The organism is Rhodococcus sp. 21391 (genome assembly GCF_016772255.1).
In the GTDB taxonomy this organism is placed as follows: Bacteria; Actinomycetota; Actinomycetes; order Mycobacteriales; family Mycobacteriaceae; genus Rhodococcus_F; species Rhodococcus_F opacus.
In genome coordinates, this window is the sequence record NZ_CP063781.1 from 7066828 (window position 1) to 7086482 (window position 19655).

Below are 19655 nucleotides of genomic sequence, written 5' to 3' on the forward strand. Positions count from 1 at the left end.
GCGGAATTGTGCTCAGCCGAGCGGTGCCACTTCGTCTTCGTCGAGTCGGGAACTGGCAACGGGCGTCCGCTTGGGGTGGCGGCGGATCCAGGCCAGCACGATGCACACTGCACCCAGTAGGAGCAACGCCAGCGGCGCGTAGGTGCCGATCATCGTCAGCTGGGAGCTGGCCTTGGCGGCGGCTGCGGCGCCGGCGGCGACGGAGGCGTCGGTCAGTTCGGTGTCGATGGCGAGCACGGGCATCACGCTGACAGTGCGTCCGCTGAGGTCGAGGTTGGCGATGACCTTCTGGTTCAGGGTGGCGTCGAGGGGTGCACCGGTGACGGTGTCGGCGGCGAGGGTGATGGCGGTCTCGGCGGTGTAGTTCAGCGGTACCAGGTCGGCCAGCGTGTCCAGGGCGCCACCGATCTCGGCGGCGGTGTTCGCCGGCAACAGCGGCAGAATGCTGGTCAGCAACGACTTCGGCAGTGCCGGTGGCAGGCTGGCGGCCACGGTGGGGTCGGCGAGCGGGCCCTGGGCGTCGACGGTGTAGTTGTGCACGTCGCGTCCGGAGACCGTACCGCTGTCGACGTAGGTCACCGGGACGGTGGTGCGGGTGGCGGTGTCGTAAAACTGGTAGTCGGAGGAGGCCGCGGGGTGCAGGGGCAAGGAGATCGTCAGACCGGAGTGGTCTTCGACGGCTTCGCCGGACGGGGCCGGTGCACGGTCGAGGGTGGTGCGGTCGAGGGCGTAGGTGTGATTGTTGGGGATGGCCCCGCTCGGGGTGTTCAAGGTGGTGTCGTCGTGTGTGACGGCGGTGTCGCCGGTGCTGCTCGAGACGTAGATGTGGCGATTGATCGTGACGGGCACGTCGCGGGCGACGGCGTTGGCGATGTCACCGCTCTCCAACGCCTGTGCGTTGAGCAGGTCGGCGGTGCCGGTGTACTGAGCGGTGCTGTCGAGGTCGGTGGGCAGTTTCGTGGCGCTGGGGACGAGCAGGAAGCGGATCGCGGCCGCGGCCGCGACGAGTAGCACGCCGACTACGAAGAGGATTTTCGAGGAACGCCGAATCGGCACGGGAGAACTCCTTGCCAAGGTTGGGTGTCACGGAAATGTCGGAACAGACACGGGGTGCGGAGTAAGGGACCCGCCCGTACCGGAGGTGCGGGCCTGCGCCACGGCAGTGCGGGCGCGTGGACGAAAACCGCAGGTGGCACGAGAAGGTTGACCGCGGTGCGCGGGACCGGATAATGCAGGGGTGCGCCGCCAGAGGGGCACAAGTGGTCGGGCCGGGGTGGTTCCGCGGGCTTTCGCCGTCGCGGAACCACCCGGCTCCCGGTGTACTGCAGGAACTAGCTCAGGGGGTCTCGATCACGGTGACGGTGCCGGTGGTGCCGTCGACCTCGACCACGGCTCCGTTGGGAATCCGCTTGGTCGCATCGGTCGCCGAGACGATGCACGGGATACCGATCTCGCGGCTGACGATGGCCGCGTGCGAGAACGGAGCTCCGACGTTGACGACCACCGCGGAGGCGGCGACGAACAGCGGTGTCCAGGACGGGTCGGTGATCGGGGCGACGAGGATCTCGCCCGGCTCGAGCGCCGACGGGTCGTCCGGGGTGGTCAGCACCCGTGCGATGCCCCGGGCGGTACCGGTGCAGCCGGACACACCGGCGATCGACTCGCCCGCGGTCAGCATGGCACCGGCGGTGTCGCTGCGCAGCTCCCAGCTTTCGAGCGGCGGCACCTCCTCGGACACCACGAACGGCGGCTTGACGTCGAAGAGGCTGATGTAGCTCTTCTCCCGATCCCGCAGAGAGTCGGTGAATGCCGCCGGGTTCGCGAGATAGTTGTCGAGTTCATCGGCGAAGAGCATGAAGATCTGCTCGATACTGTCGAGCGCTCCCGCCTCGACCCCGCGACGACCGAGTTCGAGTGCGGGAAGGCGAATTTCGTGGATCACCATGGCCGCGGTGGTGCGGGCGCGTTCGCGGCCGCGCAGCCACAGTGCGGCGGCGGAGAGAGTGGCCTCGAACTGGGCGGAGGTCTCGGGATCGCCGGCGAGGAGTTCGCGGACCACAGCAGCTGCGGCTTCGCGTTCCTCGCTGCGGATGGTGCCCTTGCCTTCCGGCGCCTCATTTTCACCGACTTGCCGCATCCGGTCGATGGTGCCCAGTGCCAGTTCCGGTTTCACACCCCACGTCTGCGCGCGGATTTCCCATTCGGCCGGGCCGCGGAAGTCCCAGTCCGACAGGAAGGCGTCGAGATCGGCGCGGAACTGAACGACGGTGGGCTCGGTGCTCGCCGCGAGACGGGCGTAGAGGCCGGCGACGCCTTCGTCGAACGCGGCCGCTACAGCCGGGTCCTGGGCGGCGCGGCTGAGAGTCCACATCCGCTTGGACGGCCCGGTGGAGTCGACGTCGCCGATGCCACCGACCAGTGTCAAGGCGAGCTCGGGGCGCCCGACGGCGGCGGCGATCTGCGCGACCGCACCCAGGCCGACTCCGGACTTGAGGCTGGCTTCGATGTGATGCTTGAACAGCGGCCGCAGGATGTAGTCGAAGGAGGTGATGCGTTCGCGCAGCTGCTGATCGGTCAACGTCGTCATGTCGGGCCGGTCGGCGCGGATGCGCAGCACGTCCTGGCGGTCGGCGTCGAACTCGGGCAAGCCGGTGGCGCCGATGACCTCCTCGACCAGCCAGGCCCCGGCGCGGGCCTCGAACTCGGGGTTCTCGTCGAAGTCGCGCTTCTCGCTCTCATAGCTGGGAATGCCTGGCATGTCGCCGAAGTACTGCAGATCGACCGCCTCCGGTGACATTCCCGGCACGCGGACGCCGAACAGCCGCATCAGCGACATGTTGATGTACAGGTAGCTGCCGAAGGCCGGGAGGATGTTCTTCTCGACATTCACGTCGTAGAGGTCGTGATCCCAGACCTTGCATGCGACGAAGGCGTCCCGCCAACCCGGTTCGAGATTGTGCTGGAACCCTGCCGACGCGTTCAGCGGGCTGATCGGATCGGGGAAGATCTCGCCGACGTTCGCGCGGGAGTACAGAGGAAACACCTTCGACACAGTGTCGTTGATGGGCCACTCAGCCATGTGATGCCTTCTTCCAGACAGAAAGTGTGGGGTTTTCCGGTCTCTTGCCGGAACGATGTGCACGTCACCACTCGTATTAGCGACTGTGAATTCACATTCTTATGTGAGTGGCGTCACTCTGTCAACCCTCCCGCGAACCTTCGTGTCGTTCGGTGGGCCAAACTCGCGAAGCTTCCCACGCCCTCACTTTCTGCTGCGTGACCGGGAAATGCGCGGGACCTACAGATGTGACCTCCTCTGATCGGGATGGCGAGAGGGGTATCAGTCCCGCATTTCACAATTCTTCGACGGAGTCAACGGTAGACAAAAGTGTGAACCCTAAGTCACAATCCTTGGATACGAGGTTGAGCTGGCGTCTGTTTGTGGAGGTCGGCGTGGAAGGAGAGCGCTCACATGCGCATTTTGATCACCAACGACGACGGCATCGATGCCCCCGGCCTGCATGCGGTGGCCACTGCCCTGGCAGATGAGGGTTACGAGATCACCATCGCCGCACCACGCGACGAACGCAGCGGCAGTGGCTCGTCGCTGGGCACCCTCGAGCACGCGGCGGAGATCGCGTACGAGGAACGCCGGTTCGCACATCTGCCGGGAGTGCAGGCGATCAGTTTCGACTCCCCGCCCGCGTTTGCCGTGTTCGCGGCCTGCGCCGGCGTCTTCGGCGCTCCGCCGGACCTGGTCGTCAGTGGCATCAACCCGGGGCCCAACACCGGCCGGATGATCTTGAACTCGAGCACGGTGGCGGCTGCGCTGACCGCCTCGACCCTCGGTGTCCGCGGTCTCGCGGTCAGCTGCGGGTTTCCGCCCGAGCACCGCTTCGACACCGCCAGCCGGATCGCGGTGTCGGCAGCGGAGTGGATGCTCGCCCACAGTGCCCGGCGGGCGGTGCTCAACATCAACGTGCCCGACCTGGACATCAGCGACGTCAAGGGCGTGCGGATGGCGCCACTGGCACCGCGCGGACTGCTCGGCTTGACCTTCGACAAGACCCCGGAGGTGGTGCGGCTGCTGCGCTTCGTCAATACCGAACGCCTCGGTACCGGAACCGACTCTGCTCTCGTGCGTGACGGCTATGTCTCGATCAGTGCGATCTCGGCCGTGGTTGCCAACTCCGAAGGCTCCGACGTCGCCGCCCACCTCGAGGCATGCTTGCCCCTTCCGGCGGTCACCGAGTCCTAGACACTGATTCCGGCGGTGTTCGTCCGGCCCGTCGGCCGGACGAACACCGCCGAATTCTTTTCTCGAGCAAGACCGTTCGCCGGGCACGCGAAAAGGTCGGGCCGGTCATCGACCGGCCCGACCTTCGTGTCGAACTCGCTCGTCAGCCTTCGTCGGCTGCGCCGCGGGTGCGTCCGGTGCTGAGGATGAGATCTTCGTGCAGTTCCATCCAGATGTCGTGGTAGCTGTCGTACATCGGCCTCGCGAACGAGGCGTTGTCACCGGCGCGGACGCGGTCGAGCGCGGCGGCGAGGCGGGGCAGGTACCGGCCGAACTGCGGAAGCACCTCGGCGAGCTCCTGCAGCGGTGCCCGCAGCTGCTCACCGGTCTGTGCCAGCTGGTCGACGACCTCGGCGTCGTAGCCGGGGGCGGTGTGATCGTTGGGGGTGTCCTCGCTGCGCATCTGCCAGCGCTGGCACACCTTCTTGAAGTCGGAGTTGATGGGCAGGAAGCGGTCGTAGAACGCTTGCAGCGCGGCGGCCGCGCCGGTGGTGGCCGGGTCCTGGGCGAGCAGCCGCAGGTGTTCGGTCTTACCGGCGGGGGTCAGCATCGATCCGGGCATCCGCCCCTCCCGGCGCACCACGAGCCCCTGCTCGACGAGCGGGTCGAGAGCTGCGGGGAGGTCCTCGACGGACACGCCGGACAGGGCGCTGAGCACCTCGTTGTTGGCAAGTCCCTTGACGCGCAGCGAGTGCAGGACATCGAAGGTGAGCTGGTCGTTCTGAGTGTGAACCATATCTGGCTCCTGTTCGGATCGATCGGTGGGTCGGATGACGGTCACGAGCTCGCCAGATACGGTGAGCGCAGGGCCTTTTTGTTGAGTTTTCCCGTGGGCAGCCGAGGCAGGCGGTCCACGAAGTCGACCGACCGGGGCGCCTTGAAGGTTGCCAGGATGGCCCGGCAGTGGTCGATCAGGTCCGCGGCGGTCCCGTCATCGGCGGCCACGCCCTCGCGCAGTTCCACCATCGCCTTGACCTGTTCCCCGAATTCGGGGTCGGGAATGCCGAAGACGGCGGCGTCGACGACATCCGGGTGGCGCAGCAGGGCCGCCTCGATCTCCTCGGGGTAGATGTTGACCCCACCGGAGATGATCATGAAACTCTCCCGGCCGGCGAGGTAGAGGAAGCCGTCCTCGTCGAGGTAGCCCCGATCGCCCATGCTCTTCCACGCGGCGGTGGTTGCGGTGTCCGCGGAGTTAACGTAGTCGGCCGAGGCGGGCGGCTCGAACCACACCTTGCCGATCTCCCCCGCCGGCAGCGGGTTTCCCGCATCGTCGGTGACATGCACGCGGGTGCCGCCCAGGGGCCGGCCCACCGAGCCGGGGTGGTCGGCGGATTCGGTCGCGGAGATGTAGGTGTGCCCATAGCCCTCGGAGGCGCCGTAGTACTCGTGCAGGACCGGCCCCCACCACGCATTGATCTGGTCCTTGACCTCGACCGGGCACGGGGCCCCGGAGGTCACGGCGGTGGTGTGCGTCGGCGAGAGCGTAATCGCGTCCCGGTCGGGCAGGGCGAGAATGCGCAGCAACATCGTCGGCACCCACTGCGAGTGGGTGACTGCGTAGGTCGCGATCGCGGTCATGGCCGCGGCCGCATCGAATCGCTCCATGCACACCACCGTGCCGCCGGCGGCCATTGTCATCAGCTGGAAGGTGAACGGTGCGGCGTGGTAGTTCGGGGCCGGCGACAGCAACACCGTGTCCGAATCGATGCCCAGTTTCTCGACCAGACCCGCGTGCCGAGTGGGAGCCTCGGCGGGGTGGATGTCGAGCAGTTTCTGCCGGAACGCCTTGGGCCGGCCGGTGGTGCCTCCGCTGTAGAGGACACGTGCGCCGAAGCGTTCGTACGCGATCGGAGTGGCCGGATGGTCCGCGATCGCGCCGGCGAGGTGCTCGAAACCGGGAGCGGGGTCAGTGCACAGGGTCAGCGCGGCGTGCCCGTCGGGTAGGGCGGTGGCGACCGCGTCGGCCAGTGAGCCGCTGGTGACCACCGCGGCCGGTGCCGCTTCGGCCAGAAGCGCAGCGAGCTCGCTGGGCGTCAGGTGCCAGTTCACCGGGGTGACGTACAGACCGGACCGCATGCCGGCTGCGACCACCACCGGCCATTCGATCCGGTTCTCCATCACCAAGACGATGGAGGCTCCGGCCGTCACGCCGCGGGAGCGCAACAGGTGGGCGAGCTGGTTGGACTGCTCATCGAGCTGCCGGTAGGTCAGCGAAGAACCGGATCCGGCCATCACGAAGGCGAGGGATTCCGGGCGCTCGTTGGCGATTCTGGGAGGGTACACAGGACCTCTTTTTGTGAATGTTTCGTCACTATCAGGGTCCAGGCTACAAGCGAATCGGCTCATCATACAAGGGGTGTTTTCAAATTGGCGGATCTGTGCTTTAGTGACACTAATGTCACAAACGGACGTGACCGTGACGGGAGACATCCAATGACCACCAGCAGTGGTATCGACCTGATGGACCTGAGGGCCTTCGAATCCGGCTATGCGGACGAGGTCTTCGCGCAGCTGCGCGACGAGGATCCTCTGCACTGGAACGAGGAGCCGAACGGGCCGGGATTCTGGTCGGTGACCCGATACGCCGACGTCAAAACCGTCGCCTCGGACCACGAGACCTTCACTGTTACCGAAGGTACCCAGATCGCGAGCCGCCGCGCCGAGGGCGAAGGTGCCCGCAGCATCCATCACGTCGATCCCCCCGAGCACGGGCCGCTACGCAAGATCGTCACCCCGCAGGTGCGCCCGGCCAAGGTGAAGACGCTGACGCCGGACATCGAGGCGGTGATCGATCAACTGCTCGATCAATCCGTCGGCGCGGGGCCGATCGACATGGTTGCCAACATCTCTGCTCAGCTTCCCCTGGTGATGATCGGCCGCCTGCTCGGCGCTCCGCTCGAGGACTGCCCGAACCTGCTGCGGTGGACCAACCAGATGGCGTCGGAGGATCCCGACTACTCCGAGGGCCCCGAGACCGCCGTGCGCGCCCGCGACGAGGTCTTCGCCTACTTCCGGGCCCTCGAGACCGAGCGGCGCGCCTGCCCGGCCGACGATCTGGTCAGCGTGCTGACCGCCGCCGAAATCGACGGCGTACCCCTTGCCCGTGGCTATCTCGACGCCTACTACCTGATCCTGATGGTCGCCGGCAACGAGACGACCCGGAATCTGCTCTCCGGCGGGGTCCTCGCCCTGCACGACAACCCGCAGTGGTGGGACCTGCTCCGCGAGAACCCGGGCAAGATCCGCACCGCGATCGAGGAAATGGTGCGCTACGTGTCTCCGGTGCTGTCGATGCGACGCACCGCCACCCGAGATGTGGAGATGCACGGCAGGACCATCAAGGCCGGCGACAAGGTGGTCATGTGGTTCTGCTCGGCGAACCGGGACGAACGAGTCTTCGAGGACCCGAACACCTTCCGCGCCGACCGGTTCCCGAACGAGCACCTCGGTTTCGGGTGGGGTGATCACGCCTGCCTCGGCGCCAATCTCGCCCGACTCGAGGCGAAGCTGTTCTTCACAAAGCTCGTCGAACGTGGCATCGACATCGACGTGGTCGAGCCACCGAAGCGGTTGCAGAGCAACTTCTTCCGCGGCGTCAAAACCCTTCCCGTGCGATTGGAGCAGCGGCATGGCTGACACTTTCGACCGGGCCGGGTGTCTGGTCGACGGCGACTGGTTCGTCCCGGACGGACCGGTGCTCGAGGTGATCGACCCGTTCACCGAGACCGCGATCGGCGATGTCGTCGACGCCGGTGCGCAGGTCGTCGACGACGCCGTCCGATCGGCCGCGTCCGCTCATCCGGCGTGGCGGGCCACCGACGTCGCCGAACGGGCCGCACTGCTCGACCGGACCGCGGATCTGCTCACCCGCGACGGTGACACCGTCGCGGGCATCGTGAGCCGCGAGATGGGGATGCCGATCTCTCTGGCCCGCATCACCCAGGCGCAGCTGCCAGCGGACGTGCTGCGGGCCACCGCCCGCACCGCCCGCGCCTTCCCCTGGTCGCAGGACATCGACGGGGCGACCCTGGTGCGCCGCGGCAGCGGTGTCATCGCCGCGGTCACGCCGTGGAACATGCCGGTCCACCAGATCGTCGCCAAGGTCTCGGCGGCTCTCGCCGCCGGATCGACGGTGGTGCTCAAGGCCTCGGAGATGACCCCGTACGACGCGAACGCTCTGGCCCAGCTCTTCCTCGAAGCGGGACTTCCGCCCGGGGTGTTCAATGTGGTCACCGGCACCGGTGCGGCCACCGGGGCCGCGCTGGCCGCGCACCCGCTCCTTGCGCATGTCTCGTTCACCGGCAGCGTCGGAGCCGGCCGCGCGGTCGCGGCCCTCGCGGCGCAGACGTTGACCCGGTGCACCCTCGAACTCGGCGGCAAGTCGCCCGCGGTGGTGCTGCCGGACGCGAACCTCGAGACCGCGCTCGCCGGGGTGGTCGCCTCCGGGCTGGTCAACTCCGGACAGGCCTGCAACGCCACCACCCGACTGCTGGTGCCCGAGGCACTGGCCGCAGACGCCGCCGACGTGCTCACCGCGGCGGTCGCTCAGCACACCCTCGGCGACCCCGCCGACCCGGAAACCCGGCAGGGCCCGCTGGTCTCGGCCCGTCAACGGGACCGGGTCCTCGACTACATCGGTGACGCCGTCGCCGCGGGCGGGCACCTGCTCACCGGCACCGGCAAACCCTCCGAGGCATCTTCGACCGGCTTCTTCGTCGATCCCACCATCGTCACCGGTCTGCCCGAGGACGCCCGCGCGATCCGCGAGGAGATCTTCGGCCCGGTCATCGCGGTGCAGACCTACACCGACGTCGACGACGCGGTACGGATCGCCAACGACAGCGCATACGGGCTGTCCGCGGAGGTCTGGTCCGCCGACGTCGAACGCGCCCGCGCCGTGGCCGGCCGACTCGACGTCGGCCAAGTCAAGATCAACGGCGTCCGCACCCGCAACCGGCCCACAGTCCCCTTCGGTGGCGTCAAGGATTCCGGCTACGGCCGCGAACTCGGCCATCTCGGCATCGAGGAGTTCACCGACGTGACGGCGGTAATGTCATGACCGGCACCACTTTCAGCGGAAACATCGTCGTCACCGGCGCGGCATCAGGAATCGGACTCGCGCTCGCCGACCAGTTGAGCGGGGCCGGGGCCACGGTCTACGCCCTCGACCGGCGGGAGTGCCCGATCGGATCGGTGCGCACCCTGCTGTGCGACCTCTCCGATCCCGGCTCGATCACCGACGCCGTCGCCGCACTTCCGGCCGAGATCAGCGGGCTGGCCAACGTCGCCGGTGTCCCGGGCACTGCCGCCGCCCAGACCGTGCTGGCGGTCAACCTGCTCGGGCCCCGCCTGCTCACCGAACTGGTGTTGCCGCGGATGGTCGAGGGTGGCGCGGTCGTCAACGTCGCCTCGGTCGCCGCGCACCGCAACACCGAGCCACCGGAGTCGATCGACGCACTGCTGCGGGTGCGCGACCGCCCGGAACTGCAGGCCTGGCTTCGGGACCACCCGGTCAAGGGGCCCGCCGCCTACGACACCTCCAAACGCGCCCTGGTCGACTGGACGCAGTTGCTGTCGGCGAAACTGACCGGGCGCATCCGGGCGCTGTCGGTCAGCCCGGGACCGGTCGAGACACCGATCCTGGCCGACTTCGAGGCCAGTATGGGCGCCGACGCGATGGCCCGGTCCCAGGACGCCGTCGGCCGGCACGGCTACCCCCACGAGATCGCCGCCGTCGTCGCTTTCGCCCTCTCCCCCGCCGCGTCGTGGCTCAACGGCATCGACATCCCGGTCGAGGGTGGCCTGTTCGCCACCCGTGCGGCCGCCAAATCCCCCGTTTTCGAAGGACTCTCGCTATGAATTCCCCCACCACCCCGGCCGAGCACGTGATCACCCTCGACGGCACCCACCCCGGCTCCCGTGAGGTGCTCGGCGGCAAGGCCTACAGCGTCAACAAGATGCGGGCCATGGGATTGCCGGTCCCGCCGGCGTTCGCGCTGCCCACCGGCGTCTGCGCGCTCTACCACGACAACGGCAGGGCGCTCCCGGACGAGATCTGGCAGGAGGTGCTCGAGCACCTGCGCGGACTCCAAGCCGCGACCGGCCGCCGGTTCGGCGCGGGTCCGTCGCCGCTGCTGGTCTCGGTCCGCTCCGGTGCCGCACAGTCCATGCCGGGCATGATGGACACCGTTCTCAACCTCGGCCTGACCCCCGAGCTCTGCCAGGCGCTCGCCACCGAGACCGGCGACCAGCAGTGGGCGACCGACACCTGGGAGCGGTTCTGCCACAGCTACGCCGACATCGTCGTCGGGAAGCCCGGCGCCCAACCGCCCAGCGATCCGTTCGAGCAACTGCGCTCGGCGATCGGCGCGGTCTTCGACTCCTGGACCAATGAACGGGTCCGCGCCTACCGTGCCCGGCACAACCTCGGAGCCGGTGCCGGCACCGCAGTGACCGTGCAGGCCATGGTGTTCGGCAACCGCGACGAGCAGTCCGGGACCGGGGTGATGTTCAGCCGGGACCCGGCCACCGGTGAGAACACTCTCTACGGTGAATGGCTGGCCAAGGCCCAGGGCGAGGACGTCGTGTCCGGGGAGAAGACCCCGAATCCCCTCGTCACCGTCGGCGAGATCCTGCCCGAGGTCTACCCCGAACTCGAGCGCATCGCCGGGGTACTCGAACGCGAGCACCGCGATCTGGTCGACATCGAGTTCACCGTCGAAAGCGGACGGTTGTACGTCCTGCAGTGCCGGGCCGGGAAGCGCTCACCCCGCGCGGCGGTCCGCATCGCCGTCGACCTGGTCCGTGAAGGCCTGATCACCGACGACGAAGCCCACACCCGGATCTCGGCCGAACAGGCGGCGAGCCTGGCCACCACCCACGCGGTGCACGCCGACCAGACGGTCCTGGCAAGCGGTCTCGGCGCCGGCCCGGGTGTGGCGGTCGGTCAGGCTGTCAGCGACATCGACGAGGCCCTCGACCTCGCGGCGGCCGGAACACCGGTCGTGCTGGTGCGCCCCTCCACCGCACCCGACGACGTGCCCGCAATGTTCGAATCGGTGGCGGTCGTCACCGAACTCGGCGGAGCCACCTCACACGCCGCCCTGGTGTGCCGCGAGATCGGTCTGCCGTGCGTGGTCGGTGCCGGAACCGGCACGGTCGCGAAGCTGGCCGGGCTGACGGTGACCGTCGACGGGGCCACCGGTTCGGTGTACGAGGGCGATGTCCTGCACACCCCGACCGACGGAGCCGTCGACGAATACCTCACCGAACTGCTCGGCTACCTGCCCGACACCGTTCCGGCCGATCACCCGCTCGCACCCCTACGCTCGGCACACCTGGAGCGGACATAATGCGAGGTCAGCAGGATGCAACCCTCACCATTAGTGATAGGGTGTTCGCAAACGCGGGCGACGGAGAGGAGGCACGGATGACCGCACAGCATCCGGCCGCACCGCGCACGCTCGACGACGTCTACACCCACGTCGGCCTCGTCGAACCCGGATCGGCCGCCCCCAAACGTCCGAACAAGCGCGGCGAGCTCACCCGGGAACGCATCGTGCAGGCCGCGATCGAATGCTTCAGCGAGTACGGCTACACCCGCACCCGGGTCTCCGACATCACCCACCGGGCCAAGACCGCACAGGGGAACTTCTACCGGCACTTCACCGACCTCGACGACGTCTTCCTCGCCGCCATGCACACCGGGCTGCAGGAATTGTCCGAGGCCACCAGCCGCAAGACCACCACCAGCGGGGAACTCGAGGCGCTGATCGAGGTCAACATCACCTACCTGCATGCCTACTCCCGGCACCGGCACATCCTGCGGTTGTTGCGTGAAGCCGCCGCCGCCAGCGCCAACGAGGGTTTCCAGCAGCTGTGGTTGCAGCTGCGCAGCGACTTCGTCGGACGCACCCGCCGGTGGTTGCAGAAACTGCACGAGCGCGGGGAAATCGGGGACACCAACCTCGACCTGCTCGCCGAATCCCTCGGCTGCATGACCGAGCAGATGGCCTACGTCCACGTCGGCCTGCCGGCCTCCACTCCCAAACGCGAACGTATCGACGAACTCGGCCGATCCCTCGGTGAGGTCTGGTTCCGGGCGCTGCCCCCGGCCGCGCCGTCCGCCGAGCGCTGATTCGCACCGTCACCGGCTGCCCGGTGCGATGCACATCGCTCCCCCATCCTGAGCTGCAACGAAAGATGCATCCATGACCTCCGTCGCCTCCGATTCCCTCGGTCACACCGTCCGTGTCGCCGACGTCATCACCGAAACACCCGACGCCTCCTCCTTCGTCATCGACGTCCCGCAGGAGCTTGCCGACCGGTTCGCGTACCGGCCCGGGCAATTCCTCACCGTCCGCATTCCCAGCGATCGCACGGGTTCGGTGGCGCGCTGCTACTCCATCGCCAGCTCCCCCACCACCGACAACCTCATCAAAGTGACCGTCAAACGCACCGCCGACGGCTACGGCTCGAACTGGCTGTGCGACAACCTCGCTGCCGGCGACACCGTGCACGTACTGCCGCCGTCGGGAACGTTCACCCCACACAGTCTCGACGGTGACTTCCGGCTCTTCGCCGCCGGAAGCGGCATCACCCCGGTGATGTCGATCCTCAAGACCGTCCTGGCGTCCGCCACCGGAACCGTGTCGTTGTACTACGCCAACCGGGACCGGGAGTCGATCATCTTCGACGCCGAACTCGTCGACCTCGCCAAGAAGCACCCGGACCGGCTCACCGTCGAGCACCGGCTCGAAAGCGAGTCCGGGTTACCCACCCCGGACAGCCTGACCCGGTTCGCCGACGGCGGCCAGGACGGCACCGTCTTCGTATGCGGGCCCGCACCGTTCATGGCGATGGTCAAGGAAACGCTGACCAGCATCGGCTACGACCGGCACCGGATTCACATCGAGGAATTCCGCTCCCTCGACGGTGACCCCTTCGCGCCGATCAAGCACATCACCGCCACCGACGACTCCGAGTCCTCGACCGTGGACATCACACTGGACGGCGACACACACACCCTGTCCTGGCCGGCCGACGCCACACTGATCGACGTCATGGTCAACGCCGGAATCGATGCCCCCTACTCCTGCCGCGAAGGCGAATGCGGCTCCTGCGCCTGCACCCTGTTGGAAGGGACGGTTGATCCCGGCGTGACCGACGCCCTCGACCCCGACGACGTCGCCGACGGCTACATCCTCGGCTGCCAGGCAAAGCCGACCAGCCCGACCCTGAAGGTCGAATTCTGACCTGTCGATCCTTCGCGGAACGATTCTCCGCGAACACAATTTGATACCCGGCGTGCTCTGATGTGTGTTCGTGTTCAATATCCGAGCCCGAGCCCGAGCGCTGCGCCGACTGCCTGGAGGAGACCGTATGCCGACGCTCATGCTCCATACCGTGATCGCACTGCTCCGTCTCCTGCACGGAGGCAGGCTGGTGAGCTTCCGCGAAATTATCAGGACGACCGCGTACGTCCGCGCCCAGATGTGTTGGCTGCGGGTATGTACCGAACCGGTGGGGGTGGTCGAGTGCCAGTCATTGTCGCAGCACACTGCCACACCGTCATATCGACCATCGACGGCTGACCGACGTGATGAGGAATAAAACGCGTGAGCATACTTTTCGAGCCCTCACCTCGCGTGATCTCACCCTCGTCAATCGCGCGTGGATGTCACCGATGTGCCAGTACTCCGCCGATCAGACCGGACCCCGCACAGGGGCTCCGAACGAGTGGCATCATCTGCATCTGGTCACCCGGGCGATCGGCGGCGCCGGCCTTATCGTCGTGGAGGCCACGGCCGTCAGTCCGCAGGGCCGCACCAGCCCCGCCGACTTCGGACTCTGGAACGACACGCAGGCCAGCGCACTGGCCGACCTCGTCCACGACATCGAACGCTTCGGCTCAGTCGCAGGAATCCAGCTCGGTCACGCGGGACGGAAAGGCTCGTCCACCGTGCCGTGGCAGGGGAAACACAGCATTCCCGCCGAGGACCCCCTCGGATGGCACACCCTCGCACCGAGTGCGGTGCCATTCGGGCACTTTGCCGTCCCGCAGGCGGCGACGAAAGATGACATCGCCCAGGTCATCGACGATTTCCGCACCGCCGCCCGCCGCGCCCACACCGACGGGTTCAAGGTCATCGAACTACACGCAGCCCACGGTTACCTGATCCACCAGTTCCTGTCGCCGGAAAGTAATACCCGAACCGACGAATACGGCGGTCCCTTCGACAATCGGATACGACTGCTGCTCGAGGTCGCCGACGCCGTGCGTGAGAGCTGGCCGGCCACCCTTCCCCTCTTCGTTCGACTGTCGGCAACGGACTGGACCGGCGAGGAGAAAGGGATCGAATCGATGTCCTGGACACCGGAACAGTCGGTTATGCTCGCCCACCGACTCCGCGAGCACGGGGTCGACCTGATCGATGTTTCCACCGGCGGCAATCCCCGGCCGCGCAGATCCCGGTCGGACCCGGATACCAGGTGCCGTTCGCCGGCCGCATCCAGCAGGAAGCCGGGATCCCCACCGCGGCCGTGGGCAGTGATACTCCCGGAGATGCCCTGCACCGGTTCCGTCGGGTGCGCCCAGTCACCAATGACACTGGAGCATCCGCACCCCTCGGAAGTGGTCGACACCCGAATCCGGATCGTAGCGGCAGGTTCCGAGCCTACTGACCTCGGTGCGGGCAGAGTCGATGCGGTTGCCCTCACGTGACGTCGTCGAGGATCCCGAGTAGCTCGGCCAATAGCTGGTCTGCGCGGTCTTCGAGGGTTTGTCCACATAACGGTGTAACTGGTTGATTTGTAGCTACTTTCGTCCGGCGGACAGGCGTCCGTCGAAGGTGATCTCGAAGGCATTCAGCGCTGCCTTCCAGCGGTTGGACCAGCGCTGGCGGGCGGTGCCTTTGGGGTCGAGGCTCATGATGGCCAGGTACACGCATTTCAAAGCCGCTGCTTCGGTCGGAAAGTGACCGCGGGATTTCACGGCCCTGCGGATTCGGGCGTTGACGCTCTCGATGGCGTTGGTTGTGTAGATGACCTGCCTTATCGCGTGGTCGAACTGCAGGAACGGCCGCGTTCTCGGCCCAGGCGTTGGTCCAGAGCCGGATGATCGCGGGATAGCGTTTCTCCCATTTGTCGCTGAACTCGGCGAACTGGTCGAGCGCGGCCTGCTCCGACGGTGCGGTGTAGACCGGTTTGAGGTCCTTGGCGATCTCGGCCCAGTCCCTGCGGGAGGCGTAGGCGTAGGTGTTGCGGAGAAGGTGTTCTCTGAACTACGACGTTTTGCTTGGGATCTGTTCGTCATCGGACCGTTCGGCCGACGAGGTGGGAGAAGTGGGGTAGTCCCAGGTGCACGGTAGCTGCGCGGGTGGTGAGTTCGCCGAGTTGTGCGAGTTTGTGTTCGGCTCCGGCGAGGCTGATGCGGAGTCCGTCGACTTCGCCGAGCCAGCCTTCGCGGTGGGCTTCGTCGATACGGGCGAGCAGGTTGTCGCGGACCTCGGTGAGTCGGCGGCGTTGCTGGGGGTCCGGTCGCAGTAGCGAGCAGCGCAGACAGGAGTGCTCATGAATGCAGGGCGTGTTGTATGCGCGCCCGCAGGTTCCGAGGGCGACCTTGCGGTGCTCGAAATGCCCAAGGAACTCGTTCCATTCGGTGTCGGTGGGAGTGCGGTATTCCTCGCCGGGCCGCAGGGCGCGGCGGCGGGCAAGGAAGGCGCGGTGGCCGGTGATGACTTCTTCGGGGTAGACCGCCTTGTAGCCCATGGTGGTGTTGATGTCGCGGTGGCCGACGACGAGTTGGGCGATGTGGGGTGGCATGCCGTTCATGATGGCGTCGGTGATGAAGATTCGGCGGAAGTCGTGCGGCAGGAACCGCAGTGGTTGCCCGGTGGTGTCGGTGAGACCGGTTTTGACCAGCGCCGCGTTGAGCAGTCGGCGGACGGCCGGTGGGTTGATGGGGCGGCGTTCGCCGCCGTAGTGCCGCTGGAAGAGCAGCGGGATCGTCGGGTTCCAGACCTTCTCGTGGTAGTCGTAGGCGGCGACCAGCGGAACCGCGCCGTCGTCGCCGCGGACACGGCAGACGATGGCCGACAGGACGTCGGCGAGCTCGGGGCTGATGACCAGCAGCCGTTCGCAGTCGGTCTTCGACGGCGCGACGTGCAGTAGCGGGATGAGCTCGCCGGTGGTGGGCAGGGTGTATTGGACGAAGCTGTGGTGGCTGAGCTCGCAGAGTTCTTCAATGCGCAGCCCGGTGTGGTGCAGCACTTCAACTACTGCCCATGCCCAGAATGCTTGGTGCTCTTGAAAAGTCAAGTCGAGTCGGGGCCCGCCGGTAGGGTCCTCGGACCAGATCTTCGTGCCACCGTCGCGGGCGGCCAGGATGCTGCGGCGTAGGGTCTGCCCGGCCGCGGTGAACGTGTCGCCGGGGCGAGCAGCTTGGGCTGCGTGGAGCAGTTCTGCTGCCTGGCGTCGCTCGGCGTTGACGGCGGCGACAAGGTTGGGCAGGACAGGAAGTCGTTCGCGGGTGCGCTGATCCATGCGGGATTTGCGCTGCCGCAGGGTTTTCGTCCGCGACATTTCGTCGCTGCGGATCGGGCACGGCGCTGCCCACGGACCCCATCGTGTGGGTTCTTCCATCGCCCACTGCGCGATGTCCAGATAGAACGCCCGCACCATCGCCAGGGTGGACAGGCCCGACTCTCGGGTGAGGACGCGCTGCTTCCAGGCCGCGGCGACCTCGGGGGCCAGTCGCGGCGAGTCGATGCCCGGGTGGTGGTGTTCGAGGTCGGCCCAAAACAATTTGCCCAGAGTTCCGGCCAGTCGTTGCAGAGTCACATAGTCGACAGTGGATTGGCGTTCGCGTAGGTAGTCGACCAGCAAATCCCGAACGGGGCGGCATGATATGCCGTACCGGTCGATCAGCTGCTCGACGCTGACCTGCCCGGTGGTGCCGAACACCCGCACCGTGGACGGAGCGTCTGCGCCGAGGACGCCGATGGTGCGCAGCAAGTGATAGAAATAGCCGCTGGTGGTGGTCTTGCCACCCCCGATCCGCTGGATGGCCTGCAGCAGCTCGAGGCAGTCGCCGACCGTGATGTCGGCGACTGCGCCGCCCTTGGCGGCCATGATGACCGCGATCCGACACAGCGCCCTCGTCTTCGTGGAGCGCCCGGCCGGGTCGGCGTCGCAGGCTGCGCGCAAGGCCGCCCACCCGTGCGGATCACGCGCCTGCTCCAGACGCATGGCCAGGTTCTTCGGCGTTCTGGGGCTCATCAACCAGTCCACCGGGGGCCGCAGCACGTCCGCACAGATCAACGAGGCGGTGCCGATGGCAATCAGGTTGATGCCGTTCTTGACCGTCGTCGGTTCTGGTCGTGTACTCGACCACCATTGCGCTGCAGCGTGTTTCCAGCCAATGTTGTCCGCAGGCGTCTCAATACTGTCGAGGAACCGTTCCTGCCAGGTGACGCCAGGGAACTCGGTCAGCCAATCCAGGACCGCCCGCAGACCGCGGTGATGTCGTGACTGCTCGTGCCGGTCGGCGTCGAGCAGCGGCTGCACGAGTGCCCGCGCAAGCACCTCGCCCCGTGAGTCCCGTGTCGCGTCCCAACTCACCGGCAGGGTTCGCGGTGGGAACTGGTGCAGCAGCTGCGGGACCGTCTGCAGACTCGACGGCTTATAGCGTGGATCGCGCAGGGCTTTTGTCGGCAACGGTGCGGCGATGAACGGCTCGATCACCGGACGCCTCTGCCGAACAGCACGTCCAGCGACTCGGGTCGGTATCGCTGGGTTGACGTGTCGTCGCCGGCACGTGGTTGTTCGTCGGGGTTCGCGCGGCGGACGTGGTGGGCCAGCACCGAGGCGATCACCTCTTCCGGGACGGGGTTGGTATAGATCTGCGTCGTGGTCAGCGACGCGTGGCCGAGCACCCACTGGACATCGGTGATCGGCATCCCGGGATCACGCGCCATCCGATAGGCGGCGGTGTGACGGAGGTCGTGCAGCGTCCAGTTCGCGTCCAGCAGCGCGTTGACCCGAGTGAACATACGATGGGCCGCGTGATAGGTCAACGGCCGGAACGGCTTGCGCAGCGTCCACCACAACGGGTCATCGCCTCCGGCGGACACCAGGCCATGCATCTGCTGCTGGTAGAGCCGCAACCACACGAATGCGTCAGGTGACGCGGGCACCTGCTGCAACACCCTTGATCCCTTGCGCACCACGGTGATCAGCTGCCGCCCCGTGTCGGCGTCGGCTCTCTTGCAGCCCAGCAGCTCCGAGGCGCGGGTGCCGGTGGAGACCCAGAACGCCACCAACGCCCGGTCGCGATGCGATCCCAGCCGCACGAACAGCTCATCGAAACAAGAATCCGGAATACTGCGCGGGATTCTGGGCACCAGCCGCGGTCGATACTGCCCCGAGCGTTCACGCCGATACGGCTCCATCGGATTGTGATGCGCATTCGCGCGACCATCCCGGCGTCGCCCTCGCGACAGCGGGAACGGGTTGATCATCGGTCCGCTGCCAGATTCTCGATGGAACTCGTAGAAGTTGCGCAGCACCGTTTCCGAATGCGCTCTGGTCGAGGACGCGTACTTGCGTCCCGGACCGACCTTGCCGGTCACAGGGTTCGGTTTCGGCTCCGGCGCGCCCTCTCGCCGACTCGGCTTGTCAAACGATCGAATCCAGATACTGAAATCCCGGGCTTCGACCTGGGTCGCCTCGTTCCACGGCACCTCGACTGCCCACAGAAACCGGAACCAGCGCAGCAAGGCCATCCCATACGACCGCTGCGTTGCCGCCGATCGGCCCGCTGCGCTCAAGTCACTGAAGAATGCGGTCACTGCTGCGACCGGCGCTCCGTCCGGATCAAGCAGCCGCCACGGCCGCCACCCCTCGCCCGTGTCCACCAGTGAACCCCGGCGACCCACCACCAGCGCGACCAGATCCCGCGGACTGCCATCGGATTCGATCATGGCAACGAACCGTATCCGCACCAGTCATGACCTGCAAGAATTCCGGCGGTAGTTCAGTCAATAGGTGGACCACGCAGGATTGCACGATGGTCTGCGGCCACACCTGCCCGATCGAGTCGGGCAGATGCTTGAGACCGTCGCACACGACGATCAGAACATCCTGCACACCATGATTTTTCAGCTCAGACAACACCCGAAGCCAGTACTTCGCCCCCTCCCCGTCACCGTGCTCGCCGGCCCACAATCCGAGGATGTCGCGGGTACCGTCGACAGTCACCCCCATCACGACGTAGATCGGCCGGTTGGCCACGTTGCCGTCGCGGATCTTGACGTGGATGCAGTCGATGAACAACACCGGGTACACAGGGCGGATT

At 66.9% G+C, this 19655-nt stretch carries 14 protein-coding genes and 2 pseudogenes; 8 read left to right on the top strand and 8 right to left on the bottom strand.

Annotation, left to right across the window (positions count from 1 at the left end; translation table 11 throughout):
- Window positions 1-12: 12 nt before the first annotated feature.
- Entirely contained in the window at window positions 13-1056 is a 1044-nt protein-coding gene (locus GO592_RS32745; protein WP_202715051.1) for a porin PorA family protein, read from the bottom strand.
- 280 nt (window positions 1057-1336) lie between these two features.
- Entirely contained in the window at window positions 1337-3079 is a 1743-nt protein-coding gene (locus GO592_RS32750) for a PEP-utilizing enzyme (RefSeq protein ID WP_172652007.1), read from the bottom strand.
- A 393-nt stretch (window positions 3080-3472) separates the two neighbouring features.
- On the opposite strand from GO592_RS32750, the gene surE reads away from it, so the two are divergent.
- A complete protein-coding gene (surE, locus tag GO592_RS32755; RefSeq protein WP_172652006.1) occupies window positions 3473-4258 on the top strand; it encodes a 5'/3'-nucleotidase SurE in 786 nt (261 codons plus the stop codon).
- A 142-nt stretch (window positions 4259-4400) separates the two neighbouring features.
- On the opposite strand, the gene GO592_RS32760 is transcribed toward surE, so the two are convergent.
- Together GO592_RS32760 and GO592_RS32765 are read right to left on the bottom strand one after the other, a co-directional pair.
- Entirely contained in the window at window positions 4401-5033 is a 633-nt protein-coding gene (locus tag GO592_RS32760) for a MarR family transcriptional regulator (RefSeq protein WP_202715052.1), read from the bottom strand.
- Window positions 5034-5074: 41 nt separating this feature from the next.
- Window positions 5075-6583, bottom strand: a complete 1509-nt coding sequence (locus GO592_RS32765; RefSeq protein ID WP_202715053.1) for a phage tail assembly chaperone — start codon at window positions 6581-6583, stop codon at window positions 5075-5077.
- A 150-nt stretch (window positions 6584-6733) separates the two neighbouring features.
- On the opposite strand from GO592_RS32765, the gene GO592_RS32770 reads away from it, so the two are divergent.
- From GO592_RS32770 to GO592_RS32800, 7 genes are all read left to right on the top strand, one after another.
- Entirely contained in the window at window positions 6734-7936 is a 1203-nt protein-coding gene (locus GO592_RS32770) for a cytochrome P450 (RefSeq protein WP_172652003.1), read from the top strand.
- Window positions 7929-9359, top strand: coding sequence for an aldehyde dehydrogenase family protein (locus GO592_RS32775; RefSeq protein WP_172652002.1), 1431 nt, complete (start codon window positions 7929-7931; stop codon window positions 9357-9359). The genes GO592_RS32770 and GO592_RS32775 overlap by 8 nt, the downstream gene beginning before the upstream one ends.
- Window positions 9356-10159 carry a coniferyl-alcohol dehydrogenase gene (locus GO592_RS32780; protein ID WP_172652001.1) on the top strand — a complete coding sequence of 268 codons (804 nt, stop codon included), beginning with the start codon at window positions 9356-9358 and terminating at the stop codon, window positions 10157-10159. Before GO592_RS32775 ends, GO592_RS32780 begins: the two co-directional genes overlap by 4 nt.
- Window positions 10156-11652: a pyruvate, phosphate dikinase gene (locus tag GO592_RS32785; RefSeq protein WP_172652000.1), complete on the top strand. Its 1497-nt coding sequence runs from the start codon at window positions 10156-10158 to the stop codon at window positions 11650-11652. The genes GO592_RS32780 and GO592_RS32785 overlap by 4 nt, the downstream gene beginning before the upstream one ends.
- Before the next feature lie 77 nt (window positions 11653-11729).
- A complete protein-coding gene (locus GO592_RS32790; protein WP_172651999.1) occupies window positions 11730-12437 on the top strand; it encodes a TetR/AcrR family transcriptional regulator in 708 nt (235 codons plus the stop codon).
- Between the two features lie 73 nt (window positions 12438-12510).
- Entirely contained in the window at window positions 12511-13554 is a 1044-nt protein-coding gene (locus tag GO592_RS32795) for a ferredoxin--NADP reductase (protein ID WP_172651998.1), read from the top strand.
- A gap of 431 nt (window positions 13555-13985) precedes the next feature.
- Window positions 13986-15023, top strand: coding sequence for an oxidoreductase (locus GO592_RS32800; RefSeq protein ID WP_371737013.1), 1038 nt, complete (start codon window positions 13986-13988; stop codon window positions 15021-15023).
- A gap of 93 nt (window positions 15024-15116) precedes the next feature.
- Here GO592_RS32800 and GO592_RS32805 read toward each other — a convergent pair.
- The 4 genes and pseudogenes from GO592_RS32805 to GO592_RS32820 form a co-directional block, all read right to left on the bottom strand.
- A pseudogene (locus GO592_RS32805) lies at window positions 15117-15573 on the bottom strand (transposase); the annotation flags it as partial.
- 37 nt (window positions 15574-15610) lie between these two features.
- Window positions 15611-18043 carry a tyrosine-type recombinase/integrase gene (locus tag GO592_RS32810; RefSeq protein ID WP_237737170.1) on the bottom strand — a complete coding sequence of 811 codons (2433 nt, stop codon included), beginning with the start codon at window positions 18041-18043 and terminating at the stop codon, window positions 15611-15613.
- Window positions 18040-19281, bottom strand: coding sequence for a tyrosine-type recombinase/integrase (locus tag GO592_RS32815; RefSeq protein WP_202715054.1), 1242 nt, complete (start codon window positions 19279-19281; stop codon window positions 18040-18042). The genes GO592_RS32810 and GO592_RS32815 overlap by 4 nt, the downstream gene beginning before the upstream one ends.
- Window positions 19282-19339: 58 nt before the next feature.
- Window positions 19340-19645, bottom strand: a pseudogene (locus GO592_RS32820) (transposase); the annotation flags it as partial.
- Window positions 19646-19655 lie beyond the last annotated feature (10 nt).

Coding starts and splice junctions, on each gene's coding strand:
- GO592_RS32800 (WP_371737013.1), top strand. CDS start 13,986: ATGTGCCAGTACTCCGCCGATCAGACCGGACCCCGCACAGGGGCTCCG.
- GO592_RS32775 (WP_172652002.1), top strand. CDS start 7,929: ATGGCTGACACTTTCGACCGGGCCGGGTGTCTGGTCGACGGCGACTGG.
- GO592_RS32785 (WP_172652000.1), top strand. CDS start 10,156: ATGAATTCCCCCACCACCCCGGCCGAGCACGTGATCACCCTCGACGGC.
- GO592_RS32750 (WP_172652007.1), bottom strand. CDS start 3,079: ATGGCTGAGTGGCCCATCAACGACACTGTGTCGAAGGTGTTTCCTCTG.
- GO592_RS32790 (WP_172651999.1), top strand. CDS start 11,730: ATGACCGCACAGCATCCGGCCGCACCGCGCACGCTCGACGACGTCTAC.
- surE (WP_172652006.1), top strand. CDS start 3,473: ATGCGCATTTTGATCACCAACGACGACGGCATCGATGCCCCCGGCCTG.
- GO592_RS32815 (WP_202715054.1), bottom strand. CDS start 19,281: ATGATCGAATCCGATGGCAGTCCGCGGGATCTGGTCGCGCTGGTGGTG.
- GO592_RS32780 (WP_172652001.1), top strand. CDS start 9,356: ATGACCGGCACCACTTTCAGCGGAAACATCGTCGTCACCGGCGCGGCA.
- GO592_RS32795 (WP_172651998.1), top strand. CDS start 12,511: ATGACCTCCGTCGCCTCCGATTCCCTCGGTCACACCGTCCGTGTCGCC.
- GO592_RS32770 (WP_172652003.1), top strand. CDS start 6,734: ATGACCACCAGCAGTGGTATCGACCTGATGGACCTGAGGGCCTTCGAA.
- GO592_RS32760 (WP_202715052.1), bottom strand. CDS start 5,033: ATGGTTCACACTCAGAACGACCAGCTCACCTTCGATGTCCTGCACTCG.